The organism is Lysinibacillus sp. GbtcB16 (assembly GCF_019091145.1).
GTDB classification, from domain to species: Bacteria; Bacillota; Bacilli; order Bacillales_A; family Planococcaceae; genus Lysinibacillus; species Lysinibacillus fusiformis.
Map to the genome: position 1 here is coordinate 15936 of NZ_JAGXJV010000003.1, position 19427 is coordinate 35362.

A 19427-nucleotide genomic window follows, 5' to 3' on the forward strand; every position below is an offset into this window, starting at 1 on the left:
TATAATATTACTGAATAACGATTCATTTTATACGATAAGGGGATGGTGTAATTGAATTTAGTTTCACGTGTTCGTCAACAGGCAACAGAACAGCCGGAAAAAGTTGCGTATCATTTTATGGGGAAAGATACGACATACGGAGAATTCGAGCAAACAGTGGGTCGTTTCGCAAAGGGATTACAAGATTTAGGTGTTGAAAAAGGGGATCATGTGGCGTTTTTACTCGGCAATACACCACATTATTTAATTGCTTTGTATGCAACAATGCGTTTAGGGGCAACGGCAATCCCTGTTAACCCAATCTATACACCAGATGAAATTTCTTATATTTTGCATAATGGCGATGTAAAAGCAGTTATTGCGCTGGATCTTTTACTACCATTGGTGGAGAAAGGTGTACAAGCATTTCCGCAGGTAAAAGCATTTGTAGTTTGTGAAACAACGGCAGATATAGCGGAAAAAATAGCTACTTTATCACCAAGTGCGCAAGAAAAAACTCATTTATTTACACAAATTGTCGCGAATACTTCTCAATCTTTACAACCTGTAGAAGTGGCAGATGATGACAATGCTATTATTTTATATACTTCGGGTACTACTGGCACGCCAAAAGGAGCGATGCTTACGCATGAAAATGTCTATTCAAATGCGCGTGATGTTGCCCATTATTTAGGTATCCAAGAAAAGGATCGTGTCATTGCCACATTACCTGTATTCCATGTCTTTGCTTTAACAGTTGTTGTAAACGCGCCATTATTAAGTGGAGCAACAGTTTTACTAGCACCTAGATTTAGCCCTACAGAAATTTTTGCTTTAGCGCGAGAGCAAAAAGCAACAGTCTTTGCTGGGGTACCAACTATGTATAATTTCTTATACCAATTACCTGAGGGCAATCCTGAAGATTTCTCGACAATTCGTTTAGCTATTTCAGGAGGAGCATCTTTACCAGTTGCACTATTACATAATTTCGAGCAGAAATTTAATGTGCGTGTGTCAGAAGGATATGGCTTATCAGAGGCATCACCTGTGACGTGCTTTAATCCTTTGGATCGTGACCGTAAAGCTGGATCTATTGGTACATCGATTAGCAATGTGGAAAATAGAGTTGTCGATGTAAACGGTCAGGAAGTACCTGTTGGCGAGGTTGGGGAGTTAATAGTACGTGGCCCTAACGTAATGAAGGGATATTATAAAATGCCGGAGGAAACGGCTATGACAATCCGGGATGGCTGGCTCTATACAGGCGATTTAGCAAGAGTGGATGACGAAGGCTATTTTTATATTGTCGATCGTAAAAAGGATATGATCATTGTAGGAGGCTTTAATGTCTATCCTAGAGAGGTCGAGGAAGTATTGTTTGCCCATAATAACATTGTAGAGGCAGCGGTAGTTGGATTCCCTGATCCTAACTTAGGAGAGGCAGTTCACGCATATGTTGTATTAAAAGAGGTGGCGGCCACTACGACGGAAGAACTTCTATCGTATTGTGGTAAGCATATGGTGAAATATAAGGTGCCTAAGGTCATTGAAATTATGGATGAATTGCCTAAAAATACGACTGGAAAAATACTTCGCCGTTCCTTAAAAGAAAAAGTATAAAACGAAAAAAGCTACTATTGAAAAATGGTAGCTCTTTTTTTGTGTACATTATTCGTATAATAGTAAAATCAGTTGAGGTAAGTTATCTGGAAGTGATAAAATCAAACTTGTGAAATCTTCTACATACTTTTCAATAGCTTGTCATATAGTGAGGAAGTAATGTAAAAAGACGTACAAAACTGGAACCCTTTGATGTAAGGCTACGTCAAAGCTTTTAGGTAAAAATACTATTGAAAGAGAGCATACAAAAACATGATAGAACTCATTCAGGAGTTAATAAGCTTTATTGTGCATATCGATGTGCATTTAGAAGAAATCATTCGTGATTTTGGCAATTGGAGTTATCTTATTTTATTTGCCATTGTTTTTGTAGAAACAGGCGTCGTTATTTTCCCATTCTTACCAGGTGATTCATTACTATTTGCAAGTGGTACATTGGCTGCTGCAATGGGAGCCTTTGATATGTGGATATTAATACCAGTATTTTTAGCAGCGGCCATTTTAGGTGATACAATGAATTATCATATTGGTCATAAAGTTGGAACGTCGATTCCTCCAAAGAGCCTTCTCGGAAGAGTTGTGAAAAAAGAACGTATGGAAGCAGCTGAAAAATTCTTCAATACACATGGTGGAAAAACAATAGTAATAGCTCGTTTTATGCCGTTTATTCGTACATTTATCCCATTCGTAGCGGGAGCAAGTAAAATGAATTATAGCTACTTCTTACTTTATAATATTTTAGGTGCTATTTTATGGGTATTTAGCTGTACATTACTTGGTTATTTCTTTGGTAATATTCCTATTATTAAAGATAACTTCTCAGTTGTACTTATATTGATTATTTTTATCTCTGTCGTTCCTGCTGTGATTGGTGCGATAAAAGCCAAAGTTAGCAAATAATTTAGACAGTCCTAACGTGATGCCACATCACTGGGACTGTCTATTTTTAGGTAGAAAAAAGCACTAGTAAATCTATAATGGTGATGATAAATTATATGGAAGTATAAGCATCAGGTCGTAAAAAATGCTATACTATTAATTACTAGAATGTGGAGAAATGGGGGCAACGAAATGGAAGTATTTATTGGCAGGCAGCCTATTTTTAATCTTCACGAACAGGTCGTTGCGTATGAATTATTATATCGTGGCAAAAATGTTAATGCCTTTCCAATGGTTGATTCAGATGCAGCAACTATTGATGTACTGGTGAACTCATTTCTTTCAATTGGTTTTGAAGAAGTCACAAAAGGTAAGCCAGGTTTTGTTAATTTTACTGATAATTTATTAATGAGCTCCATTCATGAATTTTTAAATCCTTCACAAGTTGTCATTGAAATTTTAGAGGATGTTCCACTGACATCACAATTAGTGAAACGCGTGGTGGAGCTAAAAAAATATGGATTTCAAATTGCATTAGATGATTTTATTATGGATGAACATGTTGAAATCTATGATGAATTATTTGAACAAGTTGATTATATAAAAGTAGATTTTCTAGCAACATCGATGGTTAAAAGAATGGAGATTGAAAATAAAGTAAAGGGAAATTATCCACATATTCAATTGCTCGCTGAAAAAGTAGAGACTCGGCATCAATTTGAAGTGGCTAAATCTTCTGGATACGTCTTATTTCAAGGCTATTTCTTTGAACAACCTCAAATTATAAAAGCAACAGATATACCTGCAAATACGATTCAGTATATTCATATCATTTCATTGCTAAAAGAAGAAGAACCTAATATTCAATTATTAGCAGAAAATATCGAACGAGATATTTCTTTGACGTATAAATTATTACAAATGATCAATAATTCTTCTAAGCGTTCAAAATCTAAAGTACGCTCCATTAAACAAGCAATTGTGTTATTAGGTATATCCAATTTGCGAAAATGGATTTATCTATTAGCGATGCGAGAAATTGATATTGATGCGGATTCAGATCTTTTCAAAGAAGTGATGTGTATGTCCTTGTTTCGAGCAAAAGTTTGTGAGAAGTTAGCGAAGCTCTCTTACAAAAAGAATTTTTCGGAATATTTCCTTGTAGGTATGTTTTCACTCATTGATACATTACTGCAAAGACCTATGAGTAGCATATTGTATCAGCTACCGTTTTCAGAAGATATTACAAATACAATTTTAGGCCACGAAACAGAGATGACGCCATTTCTAGAATTTAGTATCGCTCTAGGTAAATTAGATTGGGAGCGTTTAGAGGAGCTAGGTGCTCAATTAAATATACCGCTCAATGATATGGATCTTCTATATTATGAGGCAATGGAATGGGCAGAAAAATCATTTTAAGTAAGTGCCAATATTTCGAACAAAAAGCTATCTTACATTCGTATAAGATAGCTTATTTTTATCCTCCACAATCGCTAATCTCTTCATCAAGATGAAGTTCTCAATGTGTAAAGTATTTGCTATAATCATCTCGTCTTAAAAAAATTCTGATAGTTGAAGTGGGCGTGGGGAAATGAAACATGATGTTAGGGAAAACATTGTGGACTATGTGTATGTTATTGTAGGAGCAGCAGTGATTGCTATTGGTTTTAATGTATTTTTATTACCAAATCAAGTTGCCTCCGGAGGGGTAAGTGGAATTAGTACGATTTTGCATGGGTTATTTGGCTGGAATCCAGGTATTGTACAGTATGCTTTTAATATTCCACTATTTATTGCTGGTGTTTTATTACTCGGCAAAAAATTTGGCATAAAATCATTTATTGGTACGATTACATTACCGTTTATTGTCTTGCTAACAAATAGCTGGGAGCCATGGACGGACAATCCTTTGCTTGGAGCTCTTTTTGGCGGAATTGTAGTGGGATTAGGAATAGGACTGGTCTTTAAAGGGAATGCTTCTACTGGTGGCACTGATTTACTAGCGCAAATCATTACGAAGTATACTGGATTAACGCTTGGTACAAGTGTACTGTTAATAGATGGAATCATAGCGATTAGTGCAGCAGTTGTTTTCGATTTAGAGAAAGGTTTGTATGCCCTAATTGGACTTTATGTAACAACCAAAACGATTGATATTATTCAGCTAGGTTTTAGCCAATCCAAAATGGTCTATATTATTACGTTGAAACAAGACGAAGTACGTGAAGCCATTTATGCAGAAGTCAATCGGGGTGTAACGAAGTTACAAGCATTTGGGGGCTATACAGGAGAGGCACGACCAGTTCTTATGGTTGTTGTTTATCAGACAGAATTCACAAAGCTGAAACAACTCATTAAAAGCGTTGACCCATCAGCGTTTGTCATCGTTTCGGATGCTTATGAGGTATTAGGAGAAGGTTTCAAACGTGCATAATTTTGGTATAATGGCGGCGTAAGGTATTATCGATTATGAGGAGGGGTACTAATGAAAAAAGCAATGTTAACATTAGTGTTCGGTTCAGCAATTTTCTTAGCAGCTTGTGGAGGCGGAGATAAAGAGGCAACTAACAATGAAGGTGCCACTGCTCCAGATGGAGAAGCTATCGCAATGAAATCATGTGTGACATGTCATGGTGGCGAGCTACAAGGTGCCAATGGACCAGCATTAAACGATGTAGGTTCTCGTTTATCGGAATCGGAAATTTTAGATATTATTAATAATGGTAAAGGTGGCATGCCTGGAGGAATTGTAAAAGGCGCAGATGCTGAAGCAGTTGCTAAATGGTTAGCTACTAAAAAATAATACTTCAAAAACTAGCGGACTGGAGAGCCGCTAGTTTTTTTGTGAAGAGTAAATACATTTCTTTTATACATAGACATGCTAAAATAAGGAGAACCTTATCCATTGATTGGAGGCTTTTTCATTGGTCGTAGTATTAACGAGAGATGTTATGGAGAAATTTAAGTTAGAGTTATTAGCAGGTGAGGAAGGAATCGGCAGAACGATCGTGACAAGTGATATTTCAAGACCAGGACTTGAAATGGCAGGGTATTTTACACATTATCCAGCCAATCGAGTACAATTGCTTGGCAAAACAGAGCTGTCATTTTTTGAAATGTTACCAACAGATATCAAGCTTGAGCGGATGCGCTTACTTTGTTCCCAGGATACACCTGCCATTATTATTTCTCGGGATTTAGAAGTACCTGAGGAGCTGATTCAAGCTTCCAACGAAAAGCATGTTCCAGTTTTTAAAACACATATGACAACAACCAAGTTTTCAAGTAGATTGACGAACTATTTAGAGGGGCGTTTAGCACCAATGACAGCTGCACATGGTGTCCTTGTTGATGTGTATGGCATTGGTATACTGATTATTGGTAAAAGTGGCGTAGGTAAAAGTGAAACAGCTCTTGAGCTTGTCAAAAAAGGTCACCGTTTAGTAGCCGACGATTGTGTCGAGATTCGACAAGAATCAGAAAATTTATTAATTGGTAGTCCACCTCCTCTTTTAGAGCATTTACTGGAAATACGAGGCATCGGCATTATTGATATTATGACACTATTTGGTGCAAGTGCAGTCCGCCCGTATAAACGTATTACACTTATTATTGAGCTGGAAATTTGGGACCCTCAAAAAGTGTATGATCGATTAGGCTTAGAAGAAGAAAAGATGAAAATCATTGATACGGAATTGACGAAACTAACAATTCCTGTAAGGCCAGGACGAAATGTATCTGTAATTATCGAAGTGGCAGCGATGAATTATCGATTGAAGAAAATGGGCGTAAATGCGGCTGAAGAATTTTCAAGACGTTTAGATGAAGTTATTTCGTCAAACGATGTATTAGATGATTAAAAGTTAACCGTTCTTTGGTAATAGATAGTTGGAGAGGAGCAAAAGATGGATTTATTACTTTTACAAATTAACCCGATTGCCTTTCACTTAGGGCCAATTCCAGTTCGTTGGTATGGATTGCTTATCGTATCGGGTATTATTTTAGCGTATGTGGTGGGCCAACGAGAGGCCGTAAAACGAGGACTGCCTGAAGATTTTTTGGCAGACTTATTATTGTGGGCGGTTCCGATTTCCATCATTTGTGCGCGCATTTATTATGTGTCAATGCGCTGGGATTACTATAGTGAAAATCCAGGTAAAATCATTGAGATATGGAATGGCGGTATTGCTATACACGGTGCGTTAATTGGCGCATTTGTGACGGCTTACATATTTACTCGTATTAAAAATGTAAGCTTTTTACGAGTAGCGGATATTGCAGCGCCTAGTATTTTAATTGGACAAATTATCGGTCGCTGGGGCAACTTTATGAATCAAGAGGCTTATGGTGGTCCTGTATCAAAGGAATTTTTAGAAAATTTAATGTTACCAGATTGGATTATCAATCAAATGTACATTGAAGAATTAGGTACTTATGTACATCCTACGTTTTTGTATGAATCCGTGTGGAATCTAATTGGGCTCATTATCTTACTAGTATTACGGAAGGTAAATTTAAATCGTGGGGAAATTTTCTTCAGTTATTTAATATGGTATTCTATTGGTCGTTTCTTCATTGAAGGAATGCGTACAGATAGTCTTTACCTAGTTGGCGATTTACGCTCAGCGCAGATTGTATCTATTATAAGTATTGTAGTAGGTCTTGGGGCCATTATTTATCGTCGAATAAAGGTTAAACCAGCCATGAAATACTTAGATAATAAATAAGGGGATGTAACATATGGCTGTAAAGGCACTACTATTTGATTTTGATGGAACTTTACTGAATACAAATGAACTAATCATTCAAACATTTATGCATGTTTTAAATGAGAGATTTCCCGGGCAATTTTCGCCAAAAGATTGCTTGAAATTCATTGGTCCATCCCTTAAGCAGACATTTAATGACATTGCACCAGGTGAAGAGGAAGCTTTAATAGCCAAATATCGAGCTTGGAATTTAGAGCATCATGATGAACTTGTTAGTCAATACCCTGATGTTGTTTCGACATTAGAGCAATTAAAAGCGCAAGGAATATTATTGGCGATTGTTTCGACAAAACGGAATGATACAATTGATCGTGGGCTATCTATCCTTGGAGCAACACACCTATTTGATGTCCGTATTGGAACAGATAATGTGAAAAATGTGAAACCCGATCCTGAACCAGTATTACTTGCATTGGAACGTTTAGGTGTCAGCAAAGATGATGCCATTATGATTGGGGATAATTCGCATGATATAGAAGCCGGGCATCGTGCAGGAGTCAGAGCAGCTGGTGTCGCTTGGGCGATTAAAGGAGAGGCGTACTTACAGCAGTATCAACCGGAATATATTTTGCATCATATGACGGATTTATTGGATATTGTGAAAGAGGGGTAAGTTAGATGGCGCGTAAAACAGAACGTTACCGTGTCGAAGGGGCGAATTCTCTTTGGAAAATCTACGATACGGTGTCCTTTTGGAAGGTGATGAAGTGTTTCATTATCATTCAAATTGGACGCTTCACACCATTTTTACGTGTGAAAAACTGGCTTTATCGAACATTTTTAAGAATGACCATTGGTGAAAAAACATCACTAGCCTTAATGGTTATGCCAGACACTATGTATCCTGAACGTATTTTTATTGGAGATAATACAGTGATTGGCTTTAATACGACCATTTTAGCCCATGAATATTTAATAGAGGAATATCGTTTAGGGGATGTCCATATTGGTCATGAAGTAATGGTTGGTGCGAATTCTACCATTTTACCTGGTGTGACAATTGGAGATGGCGCCATTGTTTCGGCCGCTACTCTTGTACATAAGGATGTGCCGGCTGGCTGCCTAGCAGGAGGAAATCCAATGCAAATTATTTATACAGCAGAGCAAATGGCAGAGCGTAAGCGTCATGAAATTGTGCAATGGTGTACACCTAAAAAATAATAAACGTTCAAAAAGTTTAAAAAGCTACTCCCAACAATTTTTGGGAGTAGCTTTTGTTTTTGGTATTATGAAGCCGATTTATGCGTGTACAGCATCATATTCTGATTTGAATTCACAATTACTATGATCGCCTAAGCAAGTTGATTCAACGAAAGTTGATTTAATTGCAGTACCATCAATGTCTTCGGTTGTATGTAATGTAATTTTATCACCAGGATAAAAATCTCCCTTACAAATACTAACGATCATTTGCTCACTAAGTTGTACGAATGGACATGCCATCATAAATCCCTCCAATGTGTATTATAACTGTTGTTTTATTTATTAATGCTATTCTATATTAAGGATTTTGAATTGTAAAAGTAAAAGTAGAATGAGAGTAATAATCATCGTAAATACTGATAGTATAATATTTTTGTTGATAATGAGATTGAGAATCATTTTAATTACACCTGGCAATTAAATTATACTAATATAATCTTATGATAGACCGTATTGAGAATAGCTGATGGAATGGTCTATACTTCCGTCCACTCGAGAATCATTATCAATTTTTTACAGACATGTTAACAGTGACTATGATTTACTTGTCACATTTTAGACACATTCTCATTCTCAATCTTTAAGTTTTGTAGATTTTCTTCAACTTGCACTTGCCTCTCTATATTATTCAAATGAAAAGTAAATTAAAGATTTAGATAATTAAGGGAAATTACGTTGACTGTTGAAAAGAAATAAGTTAGAATTCTTTCATAATCTAATTCTCTAATACTCTAGTGAATTAAAGTGAATGTGAGGAAGTGTTCATATGTCGTCAATAAAAATGTTTGAAAAACCACTTGGAATGCGTGATACATTTCCGCAGATCTTTGAAAAAGTTGAAGCAGTAAGACAGTCTGGCAAAGATTTCTTATGTAAAAGAGGATATGAGTTTATCAAAACACCAGCTGTTGAATATTTTGATACAGTCGGAAAAGCCTCCGCGATTGCTGATACTCATTTATTTAAACTTGTGGATAGTCAAGGAAATACATTAGTGCTACGACCGGATATGACGACCCCCATTGCTCGGGTGGCCACTTCAAAATTATTGAAAGAAATGATTCCTCAACGTTTAGCGTACTTCGCAAGTGTTTTTCGTGCACAAGAAGCAGAGGGTGGGAGACCAGCAGAATTCGATCAAATGGGCATTGAATTAATAGGCGACCAATCCGTATTTGCTGATGCAGAAGTCATAGTGACAGCTATGGAACTTTTGAGACACTTACAATTAGAAGCGTTTAAAGTGACGATTGGGCATGCAGGAATTCTAAACTGCATTTTACAAGATTACACAGAGAGTATTGAACAGCAAGCTACACTTAGAACTTTACTTGTCCAGCGAAATTATGTTGGATTTGAAGAAGCGGTAGAGTCATTTAATTTACCGAAAGCTAAAGCGGATGCTCTTCTCCAGTTTATTGAAGAAGCAATGGATGTGAAGGACATTCGTGATATTGAACAATATGTTCGCAAAAATGATGCATTAGAATATATGCAACAGCTTGCTCAGCTATTGGAGATGGCTGACTTAGCTGATTATGTTACGTTTGATTTTACACTTTCGAGTCATATGAGTTACTACACAGGTATGCTTTTTGAAATATTTGCCTTAGGTAGTGGTTTTCCATTAGGGAATGGTGGTCGTTACGATGGATTGTTAGAGGTGTTTGGATCAAAAGCTGGTGCGACAGGCTTTAGCATTCGTGTCGATCGTTTATTGGAAACATTAAGTGGGCAATCAGAGGGGCAGCAAGAAGCAACTGTTGTGCTGTTTGAGGAAGAACAATTTGAGGCAGCTTTATTACAGGTAAACACATTACGAGGAGCGGGGAAATTTGCTACCTTACAGTTGCGTAGTAGCCTAGTCGATGAAGAAGCCTTTTTAGCACACTTTACTGAAGTAGTTGTAGTTGGACAGGAGGAAGTTGGCAGTGAATGAATTAACAATTGCAATGCCAAAGGGGCGAATCTTTGAAGAAGCCTACCAAATGCTATTAGAGGCAGGATTTAATTTACCAGAAGAGGTCGAAATGTCGCGTAAATTAATGATTGAAATACCAGAAGAGAAAATTCGCTTTATCTTATCAAAGCCAATGGATGTGCCTGTTTACGTTGAACATGGTGTAGCGGATATCGGTATTGCAGGAAAGGATGTTTTGTTAGAGCAGCAGAGAGAGGTACATGAATTACTGGATTTGAAAATTAGTAATTGCTATATCGCATCAGCGGGTTTACCCCATACAGAGATGAATGAGATTGCTCCTAGGATTGCTACGAAATATCCGAATATTGCGATGAAATATTATAAAGGCATTGGGGAGCAAGTTGAAATCATTGAGCTTAATGGATCTATTGAATTAGCCCCTATGATTGGCTTAGCTGATCGAATTGTCGATATTGTTTCTACAGGACGCACATTAAAAGAGAACGGCTTAGTGGAATATGAATTTATTTCAGCTGTCTCATCTCGGTTAATTGCCAATCCAGTCAGTTATCGCATGAAGGGTGAGCGCATTATTGACCTTGTAAGACGACTAAAGAAGTGTGTGAATGAACAATAAAGTAATCATATAGCGCTACATATGAGTAACTGAAGGGGTTTAATTGTATGAAAATAACAAAACTAGCAAAGGGTATTTCCTTAAAAAGACCACTAGAAGGAGGAAATGAGGAACAGTTAACAGTTGTAAGACAGGTGCTAGCGGATGTCAAGACACAGGGAGACGTAGCGTTACGTGCCTATACAGAACGGTGGGACGGATATATGCCTGTAAGCTTGCGGGTCACAAAGAAAGAGATACAAGAGGCCATAAATGCTCTTGACCAACAACTCTATCAGGATTTGGCGGAAGCGGCCAATAATATTCGACTTTATCATGAACAACAGTCACGACATGGCTATCGCATAGAGCTTGGAGACGGTTCTTGGCTAGGACAACGTGTAACAGCTCTAGATGCAGTAGGGTTATATGTTCCTGGCGGTACTGCAGCATACCCATCATCCGTGCTAATGAATGTGATTCCAGCACAGGTAGCTGGTGTTAATCGAATCGTGATTGCTTCACCGGCAGGCCGTGATGGAAAAATACCTGCAGGTGTCCTAGTGGCGGCTCATCTTTTAGGGATTGATGAAATCTATAAAATTGGTGGGGCACAAGCAATTGCTGCTCTTGCATATGGCACAGAGACCATCGCCCCAGTCGATAAAATTACAGGCCCAGGAAATATTTTTGTAGCCCTTGCTAAACGGGAGGTATTTGGAGAGGTTGCAATTGATATGATTGCGGGACCAAGCGAAATTGCAGTACTAGCTGATGACACTGCATTTCCGGACGAAATTGCTGCAGATCTATTATCACAAGCAGAGCATGACCCTTTAGCATGTGCTATTCTCGTCACGACCTCAGAGCAATTGGCCAAAAATGTAGCTGAAGAAGTTGAAAAGCAATTGGAGATTTTACCACGTCAAGAAGTAGCGCGTGCTTCAATCGAAAATTTTGGGGTCATTTATGTAGCTGAAACGGTATCAGATGCAGTAGAAGCGATTAATTCATTAGCACCGGAGCATTTAGAAATTATGACAAATAATGCTGAGGTGATCGCTGAACAAATAAAGCATGCAGGTGGTATTTTTATTGGTCGTTATAGTTCAGAGCCTGTTGGTGATTATTTTGCGGGGACCAATCATGTATTACCAACCAATAGCACAGCTCGTTTTGCTAGTGGCTTAAACGTAGATGATTTTGTGAAAAAATCAAGTATTGTTTATTACAGTGAAAAAACTTGGCAAGACAATGCACCAAAAATTGCCCGTCTCGCACGTATGGAAGGTTTAGAGGGGCATGCACGTGCGGTGGAATCTCGTGGATGGAAGAAGGAATAATACAATGACGGAAAAGAAACGATTTGCACAAGTAGAGCGAACAACTAATGAAACGCAAATTTCAGTAGCTATCAATTTAGATGGAGAAGGGAAGGCAAACATTAAAACAGGCGTAGGTTTTATGGACCATATGCTGGATTTATTTATCAAGCATGGTCTTTTTGACGGGACCATCCATGCGAATGGGGATACCTATATCGATGATCACCATACTACGGAGGATCTTGGTATTGTGTTAGGGCAAGCAATTCGAGAAGCACTTGGCGATAAGAAGGGCATTAAACGCTATGGAACGGCATTTGTGCCAATGGATGATGCACTTGCGCAGGTGGTGGTTGATTGCTCGAATCGTCCACACTTAGAATACCGTGTGCCCGCTTTAAAAGAAAAGGTGGGAACTTTTGATACAGAATTAGTGCATGAGTTTTTGTGGAAATTTACCTTGGAGGCAAGAATGAATGTACATGTGATTGTACCCTATGGACATAATACGCACCATATCATCGAGGCGATTTTTAAAGCATTAGCTAGAGCGATTGATGCTGCCGTAGAAATTGATCCACGTGTTAAAGGAGTACCATCGACTAAGGGGCTGTTAACGTGAAAATAGGTGTGATTGATTATGGTATGGGGAATTTATTTAGCGTGGTACAAGCATTAAATCGACTGGGCTGTGAGGTGGTTGTGACAGCTGATGAACAGACGCTAGATGCTACAGATGCATTACTATTACCAGGAGTTGGGGCATTCCCGGATGCTAGAAAGCGTTTAGCTGAGACTAAATTAGATCGTTATCTAATAAAAGCCCAAAGCCAAAATCGCCCTCTTTTAGGCATTTGTTTAGGGATGCAATTATTATTTGAACAAAGTGATGAGGTCACATCAACAAATGGCTTAGGTTTCTTTAAAGGACAAATTAAGCGATTTAGTGGAACAAATGAGGGGCGGGCATATCGAGTGCCCCATATGGGCTGGAACGAATTGGTGATGGCGAATCGTCCTGCTTGGTTAGAAAATAGTGCCCCTGCAAAGCATGTCTATTTCGTTCATTCGTTTTATGCCACTCATATTGAGGAGTCTGAACTTGTTGCTTATGCAGACTATTGTGGCATACGAGTTCCCGGTATTGTAACGAAAGGTTCCGTGACAGGTATGCAATTTCACCCTGAAAAATCAGGTGAGCTGGGCGTATATTTATTGGAGCAATGGCTGAAAGGTGTGAAAGCATGCTAACGAAACGAATTATTCCCTGTCTAGATGTCAAGGAGGGACGTGTTGTAAAAGGGATACAATTTGTATCCATTCGTGATGCTGGTGACCCAGTGGAACTAGCAAAATTCTATGATGAACAAGGCGCAGATGAGCTCGTATTTTTAGATATATCTGCTTCACATGAAGGTCGAGAAACAATGATAGATGTAGTTCGACAAAGTGCTGCCACATTAGCGATTCCTTTTACAGTTGGTGGAGGTATTCGGACGTTGGATGATATGAAGCGTATTTTACGCGCTGGTGCGGATAAAGTTTCTGTTAATACTTCCGCTTTAGAGCGTCCTGCCCTAATTCAAGAAGGCTCCGATTTCTTTGGTGCCCAATGCATCGTCGTGGCCATCGATGCTCGCTATAGTGAAGAGGACGGTACATGGATGGTTTATACCCATGGCGGGCGCAACAAAACTACTTGGTCAGCTATGGACTGGGCAAGGGAAGCGGTGCGCTTAGGAGCAGGTGAGATTTTATTAACTAGTATGAATCAAGATGGAGAAAAATCTGGCTTTGATTTGGGATTAACAAAAGCAGTACGAGAGGCTGTGACAGTCCCTGTAATTGCAAGTGGTGGAGCAGGAAATGCCGAACATTTTTACGAAGTATTAGCAGAGGAAGTTGATGCAGATGCAGCACTTGCAGCTTCCATCTTCCATTATAAAGAAACAAGCGTAGCCCAAGTGAAAGAATACTTACGTGAAAAAGGAGTGGCAGTACGATGATAGAACGTATTCGATTTGATGAGAAAGGTCTTGTACCGGCAGTTGTACAGGATGCCCATACGAAAGAAGTACTAACAGTGGCTTATATGAATAAAGAGTCATTAGTGAAAACGATAGAGTCAGGTGAAACTTGGTTTTATTCTCGTTCACGTCAAGAGCTTTGGCATAAGGGCGCGACAAGTGGTCATACACAAAAGGTTGTCGCCATTAAAACAGACTGCGATCAAGATGCATTAGTTGTGGAGGTTTTACCAGATGGCCCAGCTTGTCATAATGGTACGACTACTTGCTTTACGGAGGTGGTACAGCAAAATGCTGAAGTCGGCTCTGTAGAAATGATTGCAAAACTTGTAAGTGTTATTGAAAAGAGAGAACAGGAAATGCCTGTGGGAGCTTATACTACATATCTATTTGACAAGGGTATCGATAAAATCTGTAAAAAGGTTGGTGAGGAAGCGACAGAGGTTGTTATTGGGGCCAAAAATCGGGATGCAGAAGAAGTAAAGTGGGAGGCTGCTGATTTAATTTATCACCTACTAGTATTACTGCAAGAACAAAAGGTAAGTATATATGATGTTCTTCATGTGTTGAAAAAACGTCACGAGGAGAAATAACAGCATATTATTAATTGTATGGTATAATAGGGTTTACTGTGTAAAGGAACGTTTAATACGTTCCTTATTTCTTGTTTCGGAGGAAATGTATTGGAAAAGAAACGTCAAAATAAGAACCAATCAAATATAGTGTCGTTCATTCCAACAGGCGACTATTATTATAAAAAATCAATTCAAGCTATGAACAGTGGACAAATGAATAAAGCCTATAAATATTTGCAGCGTGCAGTTGATCTTAGCCCAGATGATCCTATGATAATCTTGCAGCTTGCTATTGTAGAGTTAGAGGGTCAACGTTTTGAAGAAGCGTATGATCTGCTTCGTCGTGCCTATCAAATTGACCCCGATAATCCGGAAATTATTTTTTACATGGCGGAAGTGTCAGGTTGTGTAGGAATCATGCAGGATGCAAAACGCTTTGCTGAAGAGTATTTGCAGCTAGAGCCTGAAGGTGCATATGCAGATGAAGCAGCAGAAATTTTAGAATTTGTCGCATTCGAGCAGGATGAATTTGAGGAGCTTGAAGGATCTGGTGAGGATTTATATCGTCAGGAACAGGCTCGCCGTCATATGGAGAAGGGCGACTTTCCTGAAGCTATTACTATTTTAGAAGATTTAATTGAAGATCGACCAGCCTTTTGGTCGGCCTATAATAATCTTGCACTTGCTTATTTTTATGTTGGAGAAGAGGAACAGGCGAAGGCTCTCTTACATACAGTACTACGTGAAAATAAGGGAAACTTACATGCACTTTGTAACTTAACGGTGATTGCGTATTATGAAAAGAATGAAGAAGATTTGCAAGAGCTATTAAATATCCTTGTTAAAATTCAGCCATATACATGGGAGCATCGTTATAAACTAGGTGCTACATTAGCTTTAATAGGGCAATATGAATTAGCCTATAAATGGTTGCGCAGTATGCAAAAAAGAGGCTATGTAGGCGACGCAGGTTTTTATTTCTGGCTATCCCATGCTGCTTATTTTTCAGGGCATGAAGAGGTTTCGAAAAGTGCTTGGGGTCAACTGCTAGAGGTAGACCCAGATAAAGAGGGCTTTGAACCTTGGCGCCAACATGACAATGAATTTGCACTGGACGCGTTGGAACATGATCGAAATTTTATCGTTGAAAAATTAGAAAGTAGCTATTCAAGTGAGCGTATCTTTGGATTGTTTTTATTGAAGGATACGGCTCATAAGCAAGAAATAATCGCCCATCCTAAATGGGTCAATATCGAGCAATTCGGTGCGTTTGAGAAATTATTTTTAGCCTATGCACTTGGTCATGAATTTGATAAGAAAAACAAAGTAGAGGCCAGCTTTTTACGTGCTGTAAATGTGCCGGAAATTTTATTAGAGCAGTATGGCAAATTATCATCATTGATTGTACCTATGTTTCAAATGTGGTTTGTCTTATGTGAACAAGCTTTAATTCAAAATTATCGTTTTACAAATCCTGTAGCGATTGCAGGAGCAAATGATTATTTATTTAGATCTTCTCAAATGCTTAAGGTGACAAAAAAAGAAATAGCTCAACAATATGGAGTATCTGTTGCCACTTTATCGAAGTATATTGAAGAAATTTTAGCTTTTTTACCAGACAGTCATAATTAGTGTGTGAGCAACATAGTTGAATAACTTTATACTTTCACATACGATGAACATACTAACGTTATCAAGAATTTGCCCTGGCAACATTGCGTTTGAGTGTTACTCCTTGCTAGTTGCCAATGGTTTATCTTCATCCCCTCTATTGTAAGTTGGGATCATATGTAGGTGACGTTACACTTTCACTACTATTTGTTGAATGAAGATAAAAAGTATTCTGTTTAGGGGGAAGTATTTATGTCGGAAGAAAAAATTTATGATGTGGTCATTATTGGTGCAGGTCCTGCTGGGATGACTGCTGCTGTTTATACATCACGTGCTAATTTGGCAACGCTTATGATTGAACGAGGAATCCCTGGTGGACAAATGGCCAACACTGAAGAAGTAGAAAACTATCCTGGTTTCGATACAATTTTAGGACCTGAGCTCTCTACAAAAATGTTTGACCATGCTAAAAAATTCGGTGCTGAATATGCCTATGGCGATGTAACAGAAATCATCGACGGGGAAGAATTTAAAACCATTAAATCAGGTACAAAAGAATATAAAACACGTGCCATTATTATTACAACTGGTGCAGAGTATAAAAAAATGGGTGTGCCTGGTGAAAAAGAACTTGGCGGCCGTGGTGTCAGCTACTGTGCAGTTTGTGATGGCGCGTTCTTTAAACAAAAAAATCTTGTAGTTGTTGGCGGAGGAGATTCAGCTGTAGAAGAGGGCGTATATTTAACACGCTTTGCTGATAAAGTAACAATTGTCCACCGTCGTGATAAATTACGTGCACAAAAAATCCTCCAAGATCGTGCATTTGCAAATGACAAAATTGATTTCATTTGGAATGCTACAGTAAAAGAAATTAATGAAGCTAATGGTAAAGTGGGTAGTGTTACACTACAATCAACTGTGGATGGAACTGAATCAGAGTTTACAACAGATGGTGTGTTTGTGTATATCGGTATGCTACCTTTAACAAAGCCATTTGAATCTTTAGGTATTTTAAATGATGCTGGTTATATTTTGACAAATGATAATATGGAAACAACAATTCCAGGTATCTTTGCAGCTGGAGATGTACGTGAAAAATCACTACGTCAAATTGTTACAGCAACTGGTGATGGCAGTATTGCAGCTCAAGCTGTACAGCATTATGTAGAAGAGCTATTAGAGAAAATTAATGCATAACTTGGCTATTTTAAGGAAAAAAATACAATTTTAATGTGGTTTTAATATTGTTGTAACTTGAATGACATATAAAAGGTGTATGATTAAAAGTGTAATTAGCAATCCCCCTTTTATTTTGTTTAGTAGGTTGTTTCCGCCTCAATTAGGTGGGAACAACCTACTTTTTTATTTGTATAGATCATGAAAAGAGCATAAGCTTTTTTTAATAAATTCTTCGATAAAACTAAATTGTTAAATGTCTACGTATGAGAGTTGTAAATGAGGACAAATCTTGCTGTGTCTTGCTATAATGGAGAGTAGAATGCAAAAGTGATTAGAGGTGTGCCTATGCAAAGAATTGCAAATTTAATTGCCGTAAAAGACGGTAAAGTATTATTACTTCAAAAACCAAGACGAGGTTGGTACGTTGCTCCGGGTGGAAAAATGGAAAGCGGTGAGTCCATCTTTGAGGCTGCTGTTCGTGAATTTCAGGAAGAGACAAATGTTATACCTTTACATGTACACCTAAAGGGTGTTTATACGATGGTCATTAAAGAAAATGATGAAGTCGTAGATGAATGGATGCTTTATACATTTGTTGCCAAGGATGTAGACGGTGTACCGTTTGTAGAAACTAGAGAAGGTAAACTTGCATGGCACCCAGTAGAGGATTTAGCACATTTGCCAATGGCTGAAGGAGATCGCACTAATTTACAATTTGCTATTTCGCAATCAGGTATTCAGTATGGCACGTTTGACTATACAACGAATTTTGAATTACTTCATCAGAAAATACAAATATCAAAAGAACAATAAAGGAGTTGCATGACAGTGGTGGTTGAAGGCCAACAAAGTACACATGAATTGGTTATTATTACAGGAATGTCTGGAGCTGGGAAGACCGTAGCTATTCAAAGCTTTGAAGATTTAGGGTATTACTGTATTGATAATTTACCACCTGCGTTACTTACAACTTTTTTAACTCTGCTAAGAGATTCTGGCAAGAATAGTACACGTATTGCGGCAGTGATGGATATGCGTGGAGGTAACTTTTTTGATGCGCTTATTGGGGCGTTAGACCATATACTAAAAGAAGGCGACATTGTAGCTCGTATTTTATTTTTAGATGCAGATGATGCCACATTAGTAAGACGCTATAAAGAAACAAGAAGAGCCCATCCATTGGCAGTAAGTGGCTTACCTTTAGATGGTATAAAGCAAGAGCGAGCGCTTTTATCGGAAGTAAAAGGCCGTGCTAATTTTGTTTATAACACATCTAACATGAAACCAAAGCAATTACGTGAAAAGATCGTTAAAGAATTTGCCAGTGAAGCAGATACTATTTTTACCGTAAACATCATGTCTTTTGGCTTCAAGCATGGTATGCCAATTGATGCAGACTTAGTGTTCGATGTTCGTTTTCTTAAAAATCCGTATTATGTAGAAGAGCTACGCCCAAAGACGGGACTTCAAACAGAAGTATCCTCCTATGTTTTAGCCTTGGAAGATACGCAAATACTTATACAAAAACTAACGGATTTGTTCGACTTTATGATTCCTCTTTATCGACAAGAAGGTAAATCACAACTCGTTATCGCTTTTGGTTGTACGGGTGGTCAGCATCGTTCAGTAACTTTAGCAGAGTTTTTTGGGGCTTATTTAGCCAGCAAAGAGAATACGGTTATTACGCATCGTGATATTAATCGTAGAAAGGAATGAG

Annotated in this window: 21 protein-coding genes; 20 read left to right on the forward strand and 1 reads right to left on the reverse strand. The window is 38.2% G+C overall.

The annotated features are described in order from the left end of the window. The first annotated feature begins 51 nt into the window (after positions 1-51). The 9 genes from KVT27_RS14950 (at position 52) to KVT27_RS14990 (ending at position 8411) form a co-directional block, all read left to right on the forward strand. Positions 52-1599: a fatty acid--CoA ligase family protein gene (locus KVT27_RS14950; protein WP_036145679.1), complete on the forward strand. Its 1548-nt coding sequence runs from the start codon at positions 52-54 to the stop codon at positions 1597-1599. 255 nt (positions 1600-1854) lie between these two features. Continuing rightward, positions 1855-2499: a VTT domain-containing protein gene (locus tag KVT27_RS14955; RefSeq protein WP_225316111.1), complete on the forward strand. Its 645-nt coding sequence runs from the start codon at positions 1855-1857 to the stop codon at positions 2497-2499. 171 nt (positions 2500-2670) lie between these two features. Continuing rightward, positions 2671-3900 (forward strand): EAL and HDOD domain-containing protein, encoded by a 1230-nt coding sequence (locus tag KVT27_RS14960; protein WP_036120274.1) that lies wholly within the window; start codon positions 2671-2673, stop codon positions 3898-3900. 172 nt (positions 3901-4072) lie between these two features. Then, complete coding sequence (locus tag KVT27_RS14965; RefSeq protein WP_036120271.1) at positions 4073-4915, forward strand: YitT family protein; 843 nt, start codon at positions 4073-4075, stop codon at positions 4913-4915. Between the two features lie 51 nt (positions 4916-4966). Continuing rightward, a complete protein-coding gene (gene cccB, locus KVT27_RS14970) occupies positions 4967-5284 on the forward strand; it encodes a cytochrome c551 (RefSeq protein ID WP_008173280.1) in 318 nt (105 codons plus the stop codon). Between the two features lie 121 nt (positions 5285-5405). After that, positions 5406-6341, forward strand: a complete 936-nt coding sequence (hprK, locus tag KVT27_RS14975) for an HPr(Ser) kinase/phosphatase (protein WP_025116542.1) — start codon at positions 5406-5408, stop codon at positions 6339-6341. Positions 6342-6386: 45 nt separating this feature from the next. Continuing rightward, positions 6387-7208: a prolipoprotein diacylglyceryl transferase gene (gene lgt / locus KVT27_RS14980; RefSeq protein WP_008173278.1), complete on the forward strand. Its 822-nt coding sequence runs from the start codon at positions 6387-6389 to the stop codon at positions 7206-7208. 13 nt (positions 7209-7221) lie between these two features. Further along, positions 7222-7863: a pyrophosphatase PpaX gene (gene ppaX / locus KVT27_RS14985; protein ID WP_150906913.1), complete on the forward strand. Its 642-nt coding sequence runs from the start codon at positions 7222-7224 to the stop codon at positions 7861-7863. 5 nt (positions 7864-7868) lie between these two features. Next, positions 7869-8411: an acyltransferase gene (locus tag KVT27_RS14990; RefSeq protein ID WP_036120261.1), complete on the forward strand. Its 543-nt coding sequence runs from the start codon at positions 7869-7871 to the stop codon at positions 8409-8411. 78 nt (positions 8412-8489) lie between these two features. Here KVT27_RS14990 and KVT27_RS14995 read toward each other — a convergent pair whose 3' ends face one another. Further along, positions 8490-8693, reverse strand: a complete 204-nt coding sequence (locus KVT27_RS14995) for a hypothetical protein (RefSeq protein WP_036120258.1) — start codon at positions 8691-8693, stop codon at positions 8490-8492. Positions 8694-9219: 526 nt separating this feature from the next. Between KVT27_RS14995 and KVT27_RS15000 the strand changes: the two genes are divergently transcribed. From KVT27_RS15000 to rapZ, 11 genes are all read left to right on the forward strand, one after another. Continuing rightward, a complete protein-coding gene (locus tag KVT27_RS15000; RefSeq protein WP_150906914.1) occupies positions 9220-10392 on the forward strand; it encodes an ATP phosphoribosyltransferase regulatory subunit in 1173 nt (390 codons plus the stop codon). Further along, positions 10385-11014: an ATP phosphoribosyltransferase gene (hisG, locus tag KVT27_RS15005; RefSeq protein WP_036120252.1), complete on the forward strand. Its 630-nt coding sequence runs from the start codon at positions 10385-10387 to the stop codon at positions 11012-11014. The genes KVT27_RS15000 and hisG overlap by 8 nt, the downstream gene beginning before the upstream one ends. Positions 11015-11061: 47 nt before the next feature. Further along, positions 11062-12336 (forward strand): histidinol dehydrogenase, encoded by a 1275-nt coding sequence (hisD, locus tag KVT27_RS15010; protein WP_150906915.1) that lies wholly within the window; start codon positions 11062-11064, stop codon positions 12334-12336. A gap of 4 nt (positions 12337-12340) precedes the next feature. Next, positions 12341-12940 carry an imidazoleglycerol-phosphate dehydratase HisB gene (gene hisB / locus KVT27_RS15015; protein ID WP_150906916.1) on the forward strand — a complete coding sequence of 200 codons (600 nt, stop codon included), beginning with the start codon at positions 12341-12343 and terminating at the stop codon, positions 12938-12940. Further along, positions 12937-13569 (forward strand): imidazole glycerol phosphate synthase subunit HisH, encoded by a 633-nt coding sequence (hisH, locus tag KVT27_RS15020; RefSeq protein ID WP_036120240.1) that lies wholly within the window; start codon positions 12937-12939, stop codon positions 13567-13569. Before hisB ends, hisH begins: the two co-directional genes overlap by 4 nt. After that, positions 13563-14324, forward strand: coding sequence for an imidazole glycerol phosphate synthase subunit HisF (gene hisF / locus KVT27_RS15025; RefSeq protein ID WP_036120237.1), 762 nt, complete (start codon positions 13563-13565; stop codon positions 14322-14324). The genes hisH and hisF overlap by 7 nt, the downstream gene beginning before the upstream one ends. Further along, positions 14321-14938 carry a bifunctional phosphoribosyl-AMP cyclohydrolase/phosphoribosyl-ATP diphosphatase HisIE gene (gene hisIE, locus KVT27_RS15030; RefSeq protein WP_036221127.1) on the forward strand — a complete coding sequence of 206 codons (618 nt, stop codon included), beginning with the start codon at positions 14321-14323 and terminating at the stop codon, positions 14936-14938. The genes hisF and hisIE overlap by 4 nt, the downstream gene beginning before the upstream one ends. A 90-nt stretch (positions 14939-15028) precedes the next feature. After that, positions 15029-16552, forward strand: coding sequence for a tetratricopeptide repeat protein (locus tag KVT27_RS15035; protein ID WP_036120232.1), 1524 nt, complete (start codon positions 15029-15031; stop codon positions 16550-16552). A 231-nt stretch (positions 16553-16783) separates the two neighbouring features. After that, entirely contained in the window at positions 16784-17728 is a 945-nt protein-coding gene (trxB, locus tag KVT27_RS15040; RefSeq protein WP_008173253.1) for a thioredoxin-disulfide reductase, read from the forward strand. A gap of 327 nt (positions 17729-18055) precedes the next feature. Next, on the forward strand, positions 18056-18523 hold the full coding sequence (locus tag KVT27_RS15045) for an NUDIX hydrolase (RefSeq protein WP_036120228.1): 468 nt from the start codon (positions 18056-18058) through the stop codon (positions 18521-18523). 9 nt (positions 18524-18532) lie between these two features. Continuing rightward, on the forward strand, positions 18533-19426 hold the full coding sequence (rapZ, locus tag KVT27_RS15050; RefSeq protein ID WP_029987075.1) for an RNase adapter RapZ: 894 nt from the start codon (positions 18533-18535) through the stop codon (positions 19424-19426). Position 19427 lies beyond the last annotated feature (1 nt).